The organism is Nguyenibacter vanlangensis (genome assembly GCF_013376155.1).
Classification (GTDB): domain Bacteria; phylum Pseudomonadota; class Alphaproteobacteria; order Acetobacterales; family Acetobacteraceae; genus Gluconacetobacter; species Gluconacetobacter vanlangensis.
This window is the reverse complement of sequence record NZ_JABXXP010000071.1, coordinates 1-9,286: the sequence shown is the minus strand read 5'-3', so window position 1 is coordinate 9,286 and position 9,286 is coordinate 1. Positions and strand designations below refer to the sequence as shown.

8 protein-coding genes are annotated in these 9,286 nt (G+C 66.4%); 5 read left to right on the top strand and 3 right to left on the bottom strand.

Annotated features, from left to right (window positions below; translation table 11 throughout):
* Nucleotides 1-366: 366 nt before the first annotated feature.
* Nucleotides 367-1,110, top strand: coding sequence for an SH3 domain-containing protein (locus HUK84_RS06280; protein WP_246285456.1), 744 nt, complete (start codon nt 367-369; stop codon nt 1,108-1,110).
* Nucleotides 1,111-1,194: 84 nt separating this feature from the next.
* Nucleotides 1,195-1,467 (top strand): hypothetical protein, encoded by a 273-nt coding sequence (locus tag HUK84_RS06275; protein ID WP_176639514.1) that lies wholly within the window; start codon nt 1,195-1,197, stop codon nt 1,465-1,467.
* 46 nt (nt 1,468-1,513) lie between these two features.
* Here HUK84_RS06275 and HUK84_RS06270 read toward each other — a convergent pair whose 3' ends face one another.
* The 3 genes from HUK84_RS06270 to HUK84_RS06260 form a co-directional block, all read right to left on the bottom strand.
* Nucleotides 1,514-1,792, bottom strand: coding sequence for a hypothetical protein (locus HUK84_RS06270; RefSeq protein ID WP_176639513.1), 279 nt, complete (start codon nt 1,790-1,792; stop codon nt 1,514-1,516).
* 138 nt (nt 1,793-1,930) lie between these two features.
* Nucleotides 1,931-3,457 (bottom strand): hypothetical protein, encoded by a 1,527-nt coding sequence (locus HUK84_RS06265; RefSeq protein WP_176639512.1) that lies wholly within the window; start codon nt 3,455-3,457, stop codon nt 1,931-1,933.
* A gap of 132 nt (nt 3,458-3,589) precedes the next feature.
* Nucleotides 3,590-4,522, bottom strand: coding sequence for a LysR substrate-binding domain-containing protein (locus HUK84_RS06260; protein WP_176639516.1), 933 nt, complete (start codon nt 4,520-4,522; stop codon nt 3,590-3,592).
* A gap of 184 nt (nt 4,523-4,706) precedes the next feature.
* Here HUK84_RS06260 and HUK84_RS06255 point away from each other — a divergent pair, with 184 nt between their 5' ends.
* From HUK84_RS06255 to HUK84_RS06245, 3 genes are all read left to right on the top strand, one after another.
* Nucleotides 4,707-5,432, top strand: a complete 726-nt coding sequence (locus HUK84_RS06255; RefSeq protein ID WP_176639511.1) for a class II aldolase/adducin family protein — start codon at nt 4,707-4,709, stop codon at nt 5,430-5,432.
* A gap of 305 nt (nt 5,433-5,737) precedes the next feature.
* Nucleotides 5,738-8,179 carry a TonB-dependent receptor gene (locus HUK84_RS06250; protein WP_176639510.1) on the top strand — a complete coding sequence of 814 codons (2,442 nt, stop codon included), beginning with the start codon at nt 5,738-5,740 and terminating at the stop codon, nt 8,177-8,179.
* Nucleotides 8,180-8,205: 26 nt separating this feature from the next.
* Nucleotides 8,206-9,286: aminotransferase (locus HUK84_RS06245; protein ID WP_176639509.1), on the top strand; the 1,081-nt coding region annotated here is incomplete at its 3' end.

The following is a 9,286-nucleotide window of genomic DNA, read 5'->3' as shown; positions in this document are numbered from 1 at the left end:
GAGGCGCGCGCGGCGGCGTCGCGCGCGCGGGGGGCGTGCGGGCTTCATGGCGATTCCATCACGTTCGCGTCAGGGACACGCCCACTTAATCATCGCGCTTCCGGCACTGTAAAGATGCCGGGGGAAAGATGCCGGGGCAGGGGCGATGCGGCGGGCCCCTTGCCGCGGGCGGGAAAATCGGGCCCGGCCATTGGAAAGCGGCGCGGTCGGCCATATTTTCTCCGTATAGCCGGCCCAGATAAAACAATGTCCTGGTTGAAAGACTGTCCTGACGGCCTGCCGCTCTCCGGGATTCCTGCGGCGGGACACAAGGACGACGTTGGAACATCGATGGGAACGAGGCGGCGGGTTCGGATGAACAAGCACATGAAAATCATGGCGGCCGTTCTGGCGGTGGGGGCCTGCATGGCCGCCCCGGCCGAGGCGGCGCCCGGGGTCGTCGTCGGCGGCACCGACATCTTCGCCGGTCCGTCCCCCGATTATCCGCTGGTGGGGTCGTTGCCGCCCGGCGCGCCGGTCGAGATCTACGGTTGCGAACCGGATTGGGGCTGGTGCGACGTCGCCGAAGGCCCCTATCGGGGCTGGGCGCCGGCCAGCCGGTTGCAGATCCTCTACAATAACGCACCCGGTCCGCTGCTGACCTATGGCCCGATGCTGGGGCTGCCGCTGTTCGGTTTCGCGTTCGGCAGCTATTGGGGAGCCCATTATCGCGGCCGCCCCTGGTATTCGGACCATGATCGCTGGGGCCATGATCGCTGGGGCGGCGGACGGCCCCCGCCCGGTCCGGGCTTCCGCGGGCCCGAAATGCGCAGACCCGAAATGCGGGGCCCCGAAATGCGCGGTCCCGAGATGCACGGGCCCGAAATGCGGGGGCCCGAACGCGGGCCCGAAATGCACCGACCCGAAATGCGCGGTCCGGAATTCCACGGACCAGAATTCCACGGACCGGCCCCCCATCCGGGACCGCAGGGCGGATTTCACGGTGGACCGCCTCCGGGCGGCGGTTTCCATGGCGGTCCCCCGCCGGGCGGTTTCCATGGGGGCCCGCCTGGCGGCGGCGGCCATGGCGGCGGGGAGCATGGCGGCGGCCATGGCGAGCATCACGGATAGCGCGTTTTTCCCCGTCTGGCCGCGGAACCGTGCCCCTGCCTGACGGTTGTTCCGCCGTACCCCGGCAAGGGAGGGCTGCAACCAATGACTCACGCCGCGGAAATCATCGGCCATATCCTGGTCGATGAATGGTGCACGAACCGGATGGCCCGCCAGGGGGGAGCCCAGGGGGGAACCTTGGGCGGCGCCATGGAGAGACGCGGCCTGGCGGGAAACGGCCCGGTGCGCATCACGCCGCATGGCGGGCCGGCGCGGGGCCCGGTGCGCAAGGGACCGGCATGGCCGCGTTGCATGGCCTCGGTCCGCGGCATGTCCCAGGAATTGTCCCGGCTTGTGGCGTTTCGCCGGTCGCGTTGAGCCGCACGCGCGAAGGCCGCAGCCCGGATGCGAGGTTTCGCCGGCGTCAGCGCAGCGGAACGCCCGCGACGCCCAGCAGCGCGTGCAGCAGGATCAAGACCAGGACCGTCCCGATCAGGATCGAGAAGACACCGCCGAAGACGCGGAACGCCCCGACGATCAGCGCCACCAGCAGGATCACCAGCAACGCCGTCTGCAACTCGCCCACGATGCCCATGCCGGCCAGGATCTGGCGGACCACATGCTCGATCATCGCGATGGCGGTGACGATCAGGCCGAACAGGCCCAGCAGCAGGCTGGTGATCAGGGCGATCAGGCGATCCATGGGCAGAGTCCTCTCCGGGTGCGGCACGATAACGCCGCGACCGGCCGCCGGGCATGGGTGGAAGGATGAATTTTCGTAAAACCGCCGGACGGATTGCGCCAGTCCTATTCTGTCCTGTCGTGCTGCGCCGATCGGTTCTCATGAAGAGCGGCGCCTCTCCGTCGGCGGCATCGCGCCGCGCGGGATTGACGCCCCCGCCGAAAGCAGATCCCTGCGCTCGAAAATCACCAGGCCGCGCGCGGCCGGGACATATCGGACCGCAACGTAACCCGCCCCGAGGGCGTCATGGACGATGCGTTCCGCTTCCGGGATCCGTCCGGCAGGCGCATGTTGCATCAGCAGGATATAGCCCGGCCGCGCCGCCAGAATGCGCCGCAGTTCCGACGATACGTCGATGCCGGTGGCATGCGCTTCCTCGATGTCCGACAGATGCCCCATGAAAGGATGGGTGGTCAGCCCGCACCAGGGCACCCGGTCGTACACGGCTTGCGGCCCCTGATAGACGAACACGCATTCTCCCGCCGGATGGGAAACCGTCTCGACGATCCGATTCATGAGAGCGGCGTCGTCCACCCGGCCGAAATTCAGCCAGACGGTCCGCTCGCCCTGCAGGATGGCCCATCCAAGCAGCAGCAGCAGCGCGATCCGCCCCGATCGCCGGAACCACAACGGCGCCGCCGCCACGGCCAGCGGGGCGAACAGGGGCAGGCTGTAATGGACGAAACGCGCCTTGAACAGAAGGAAACTTGCAAAGGCGGCCAGGGTCCATCGCCGCAGAAACGCCATGTCCCGCGGGTTTTTCATCGCGCCGGCGCCCGACAGCCAGCCCAGCATGAGGGCGAGGAAAATCGGCGCCAGGACGACGATCGTGCCGGCCAGTTCCGGAACATATCGGCGCGGATCCGGCGCGGCGCGAAGGAAGATGGAGTCGATGTTGGCGAACCACCATGCGCGCCCATGCCCCGCCAGGGCATAGAGGCCGAAGACCGCCAGCGTGGGGAAAAGCGCCACAAAAACCCACAGCAACCCGTTTTTCAGGAAGGTCCGGACGTCCCGCCCGCTCTGGCCGAGCCCACTCTGGCCAAGAAGGAGAAGACCGGCGAATACGCCTTCTCCGATCACCGTATATTTGATCTGGATCGCCATCCCCAACAGGCCCATGGCCTGCACCCCGGTGCGCCGCAGCAATGTCGCATCGCTGCCCAGCCTGGGCAGCCGGTCCAGGATGCATGCCATGGCCGCGGCAACCAGCGGCGTGTAGAAAACCGACGACTGCCCGCCATGTCCGCCCGCCTGGTTCAGCCAGGCGATATACAGCAGCCCGGCGATGAACGCGCCCGCCGGCGGGGCGACATGGCGCGCCATGCGCGTGACCAGCATCGCGGTCAGCCAGACGCACAGCAGCGCGCCGATCTGATAGGCCCAGACCCGCCATGGCCCGAACAGATGAAAGAACGCGTAGATGACAAAGAGCCCGATGGGCTTCCTGTCCCAGATATCGACATACGGGATGTCGTCATGCAGCATCCTGCCGCCGACGAACAGGTAGAATTCCTCGTCCCACCCCAGCATCGGATCCCCGAATGTCGGCCAGCGAAGCACAAGCGCGGCCAGCAGCAGGGCAAGCGCGCCGCCGGTCGGGCCGACGATCCCGCCCGGCCGCATGGCGCGCGGCCAACGGGTCGGCAGCGAAAGCGATATTTTCGGTATGTCGGAGATCATCATCGCGTTGAGGAGGTGGCGAGCGTCGATTCCGGACCGGTCCGCGGTTCACTGCGCGCGGCGGCCCTGCCGACGCTACGGCGCATGGCGGTCCAGAAACGACGCGACCTCGGCGGTCAGCCAGTTGCGGAAACGGACGAATTGGGGCCGGTTCCAGTTGTTTTCCGGCGCGATCAGGTAATAGCCGCCGATGAAGACCCGATCGAACGCCTGTCCCGGCACCGTGACCCGGACCAGCGTCCCGCGTTCCAGATCGTCGGACGCCAGGAAGATGTTGGCCAGGGAAATCCCCTGGCCGTGGCGCGCGGCCGCCAGGGTGACGCTGGCATGGCCCAGCCGGCCGAACGGGACGAACGAGGCCGGACTGACCTTGTGGCCGGCCAGGAACAGATGCCATTCCTGGCTGTCTTCGGCCTCGATCAGCGGCTCGGTCAGCAGGTCGGTGATGCTTCGCACCCGGCCCGACACCTCGGCCGCCAGCGCGGGGCTGGCGACAGGGAACATCGGCGGCCGCGCCAGTTGCATTTTCTTGCAACCGGCGGGAAACGCATCCAGTTCCTCGTCGCGCAGATAGCGGATGTCGGCATGCAGATCGTCACGGTCGAAATCCGGAATACGGTCGAAGGGCCGCACCATCAGGTTGACCGACGGTTCGCTGCGTCGGAACGCTCCCACCCGCGCCGCCAGCCACAGCGAGGCGAAGCCCGACACGCAACTGATGCGCACCGCATCGTCCATCCGCGGGCGCAGCCGCTCGGTGGCCCTGGACAGGCGGTCCAGCGCGTCGGTGATGTCCTTGTGATAGGCATGGCCTTTTTGCGTCAGCGTGCCGCCGGCACGGTCGATCAGCGCCACGCCGACCCAATCCTCCAGCGTGCGCAGATGCCGCCCGACGATCGTGTGGCTGACGCCCAGATGCTCGGCCGCCTTGCGTACGCCGCCGGCGCGGCCATAGGCCTCGAAGGCGCGCAGCGCCCCGAAGGGTGGAAGGGAAAGCCGTTTCTTCATCGACACGATAAAACCCATCCGACATCCTGGCGGAATCCTACGGGGCCGGCCCGGCTCCTGTAAAGCGATTGGAAACCCACGGTGCCCACCCGCGAACAGGAAGTCGCTTTCCCGTCCCGCCATCCGTCCGTTACGCTGCCGGCCGGCATTCCCTGCTTCCCTTCCGGCGGACCGAGACCACACCATGAACGACCGAGATCTGCGTGAAGACCTGGCGGCGGCCTACCGGCTGATCGCCCTGTTCGGCATGAGCGACCTGATCTACACCCACCTGTCGGTCCGCCTGCCGGGCGCGGGCAACCGATTCCTGGTCAACCCGTACGGATATCTCTTCGAGGAGATCACCGCCAGTTCGCTGGTCGAGGTCGATGCCGACGGCCATCCGACCCAGCCCGCCGCCGGCTCCGTCAACCCGGCGGGCTTCGTCATCCATTCCGCCATCCATCGCGTGCGGCACGATGCGGCCTGCGTGATGCATACCCACACCCTGGCCGGCATGGCGGTCGCGGTGCAGACCCAGGGCATCCTGCCGCTGAACCAGATCAGCATGGAATTCACCGGCCATGTCGCCTTCCATGCCTACGAGGGCATCGCCGCCGACGACAATCTCAGCGAGCGCGAGCGGCTGGTCCGCGACCTGGGCCACCACACGGCGATGATCCTGGAAAGCCACGGGCTGCTGACCATCGGCAGCACGGTGGCCGAGGCATTCTATCGCATGTACTATCTGGAACAGGCCTGCCGCATCCAGATCGCCGCGCAATCGACCGGCGCGCCCCTCAGCCTGCCCGGCCCCGCGACGCTGGCCCGCACCTACGCCCAGTTCGCGAACGAGGCCGACAAGGGACAACTGGTCTGGACGGCGCTGCGGCGCAAGCTGGACCGCGACCAGCCCGACTACCGTCACTGAACACGCGCCCGACCGTCGATCCCACGCGGCGCGACCGAACCGGCCTCGAAAAAAACAGGCCGGGCAGCCCTGCACCGCGTGTGGAAACTTCAGGTTTCCACACGCGAAGAAAAAGTCGCTTCCGGAACGTTTCGGTAGGGTGATATCGTTCATCGTAACGAAGTAAAAAATGCATTCCGTTCCTGAATTTACCGATAAATTTACGCAATAATGTAAATTTAAATACATTTATCAAATATATCACGAAATATCCCCAGTCCAGGCCGGACATGTGGCCGGACATTTCGCCACCGGAGGTCATCATCATGCGATTGCCGACCACGCCACGACGACGAGCGCTGATTTCCGGAACCGTCATCGCCTGTGCCGGCGCCTGGTCGCCCGCGCCGGATGGCCGGGCCGCGACCCTGACGACCCCGCAGGCGCACCATGCCGCTCCGCCCCTCCATCCTGCGACCCATCCTGCCGCCCGTCCCGTCGCGGCTGGCGAGAGCATTTCCGTCACCGGCGGCATCACCACCCCCACCGGCGTGCGCAACACCACGCCGGGCGGCGGCATGATGCCGGTGCAGACCGCGCCGAAATCCCGCAGCGAGGTCACGCGCGACTTCATCGCCAAGAAACCGGCCAACACCACCGTCCAGGCGATGCTGGCCAGCATGCCGGGCGTGTCCTACGCGCGGTCCGATCCGTACGGCCAGATTTCGCGCGGGATCGTCGTGCGCGGCCTGAACTACACGCAGGTCGGCTATCTGGTGGAAGGCATTCCCCTGACCGACGGCGTCTATCTCAGCCCCGACGCGATCGGCGGCAGCCCGGACATGGAAAACGTGTCGTCGGTGGCCCTGACCCAGGGATCGCCCGACATCAGCAGTCCGGCCTATTATTCCGTGGGCGCCGAGATCCGCACCACCCTGCGCGACCCGGCACGGAAATTCGGCGGCCTGCTGGAATCCAGCTACGGCACCTGGAACATGAAGAAGGAATTCGCCCGCATCGACACCGGCGAGATCGGCCACACCGGCATCCGCGCCTTCATGTCCTATTCCTGGAGCTACAACCGGTTCTGGCAGACGCCCGGATCGCTGACCCGCCACCATGTGGACGCCAAGGCGATCAAGGAATGGGGCGACGGCAACAGCGCCGGCCTGACTTTCCTGTGGGGCCATTACATCGCCGGCGGCATCAACGCCAACGGCGCGGCCACCCCCACTAAGGCGGCGTTCGAGAAGCTGGGCACCTCCGCACTCTACTACAACGCCGACTACACGCCCGGCGTCGGCAGCTACTGGCAGTTGTCGCGGCTGCGCAACGATGTGCTGGCCATCGTCGCCCCAGTCCGTCTCAACCTGGGCAGCGGGCTGAAATTGTCGGTCACGCCCTATTTCATCAGTTGGGACAAATGGACCAACTATGGCGAGACCATCAGCCAGGATCACAGCTATTACGGCACGCGACTGGCGGGGCCGCTCAGCCTGCCCGACGTCGCCGCCAACGGCCGGCAGACGGTCGAGGTTGTCGACCCGCAGCACCAGCGCACGCTCAGCCTGATGACCGACCTGGCCTGGACGCACGGCCACAATACGCTGCGCGCCGGCTACTGGTACGCCTATCTGGACATGCCCGAGCGCGCCAACTACGCCGCGACCAGCGCGCAGGGCCTGCCGGCCAATGCCTGGGGGCGCTACGGCGTCACCACCGCCGACGGCCAGGTGATGTCGGGCTGGGACATCGTGTTCCGCCAGCAGACCAACGCCCTGTTCCTCGAAGACGCCTACACCGCCCTGGGCGGCCGGCTGAAGATGAACGCGGGCTTCAAGGCGGTGATGATCCAGCGCTGGGTCAGCAACCTGATCCCGGGCGCCGCGACCTACAAGAACGGCGCGAACTATGTCGAACCGCTGCCCCAGCTCTCGGCCAGCTTCGACATCACGCCCGACGACCAGATCTACGTCAACGGCACCACCAGCTTCAAGGCGCCCGACCGCAGCGAAGCCTATATCGACATCTACGACGCGGCGTCGCCCATCCCGATCCAGGGCCATCCGCAGAACATGAAATCCGAATACGCGATCGGCGAGGAACTGGGCTACCGCCATAACGGGCTGGTCCATCTGTCGGCGGCGCTGTTCAACTACAACATGGTCAATCACGACGTGCTGTCGACGGCCTTCGTCGGCGGGTCGCTGGTGACGGCGCCGATCATCCTGGGCGGCCAGACGATCCGCGGCGCGCAGCTCGAAGTCGGGCTGCGTCCGTGGCATTTTTTCAGCCCCTATGCCTCGGGCTCGTACGTCCATGCCACGACCGACAATGATTTCAGGGTCGGCAACGACCTGCTGCCCACGGCGGGCAAGATGGCGGTGAACACGCCCAGCTTCACCGGCGCGATCGGGCTGGCCTACGACGACGGCACGTATTTCGGGAATTTCAACCTGAACTATATCGGCCGCCGCTACAGCACCTTCATGAATGACGAGAGCATGCCGGGCTATCTGACCTCCGACATCACGCTCGGCTACCGGATGCCCACCCTGCATGTCGCCCATACCGCGCTGTACCGGCCGCAGATCCAGATCAATCTGATGAATATCGGTAACAACATCTATTATGCCCAGGCGGCCGGTCTGACCTCCAACGCCCGCACCATGAAGGGGCTGTACGGCACCACCATCGCGGGCAAGAGCCCGACCTACCAGATCGGCGGCGGCTTCGCGATCGCCGGCGCCGTCACCATCGGGTTCTGACGGAAAAATCAGGAAATATACCCTCCATGACACAGGATTTCACGACAACTGAAATGCGCGACGCGCGCTACGTCATGCATCCGCTGACGGACGCCCGCGCGAATCTGCAAAGCGGCTCGCTCATCGTCGACCGGGGCGAGGGCATCCATGTCTATGACCTGGCCGGCAACCGCTATATCGAGGCGATGGCCGGACTATGGAGCGTCGGGCTGGGCTTCAGCGAGCCGCGCCTGGTCGAGGCCGCGACCCGGCAGATGGCGCGTCTGCCCTACTACCATCCCTTCGGCCAGAAGGGGCACGGCCCGATGGTCGATCTGGCGGAGCGCCTGGTGACGATGGCGCCCGTGCCGATGAGCAAGGCGTTCTTCACCAATTCGGGATCCGAGGCCAACGACACCGTCATCAAGATGCTGTGGTATCGCGCCAACGCGCTGGGCCAGACCCGGCGCAAGAAGATCATCAGCCGCCACCGCGCCTATCACGGCATCACCGTCGCCGCCGGCAGCCTCACCGGCATCCCCGCCAATCACACCGCCTTCGACCTGCCGCTGCCCGGCTTCCTGCACCTGACCGCGCCCCATTACCGCCGCAACGCCCGGCCGGGCGAAAGCGAGGAGGATTTCGCCACCCGGCTGGCGCAGGAACTGGAGGATCTGATCCTGCGCGAGGGGCCCGAGACGATCGCCGCCTTCTTCGGCGAACCGGTGATGGGCGCCGGCGGCGTCCTCGTGCCGCCCCGCACCTATTGGCAGAAGATCCAGGCCGTGCTGGCGCGCCACGACATCCTGCTGGTGGCCGACGAGGTCATCTGCGGCTTCGGCCGCACCGGCCGGATGTTCGGCTGCGAGACGTACGACATCCGTCCGGACGTGATGGTGCTGTCCAAGCAGCTTTCGTCGTCCTACCTGCCGATTTCCGCCATCCTGCTGAACGAGCGGGTGTTCGAGCCGATCGCCGATCAGACGCACGCCATCGGCACGTTCGGCCACGGCTTCACCGGCGGCGGCCATCCCGTCGCCGCCGCCGTGGCGATCGAGACGCTGCGCATCATCCAGGAACGCGGCCTGGTGGCCCATGTCGCCGAGGTCGGCGCCTGGATGCAGGACC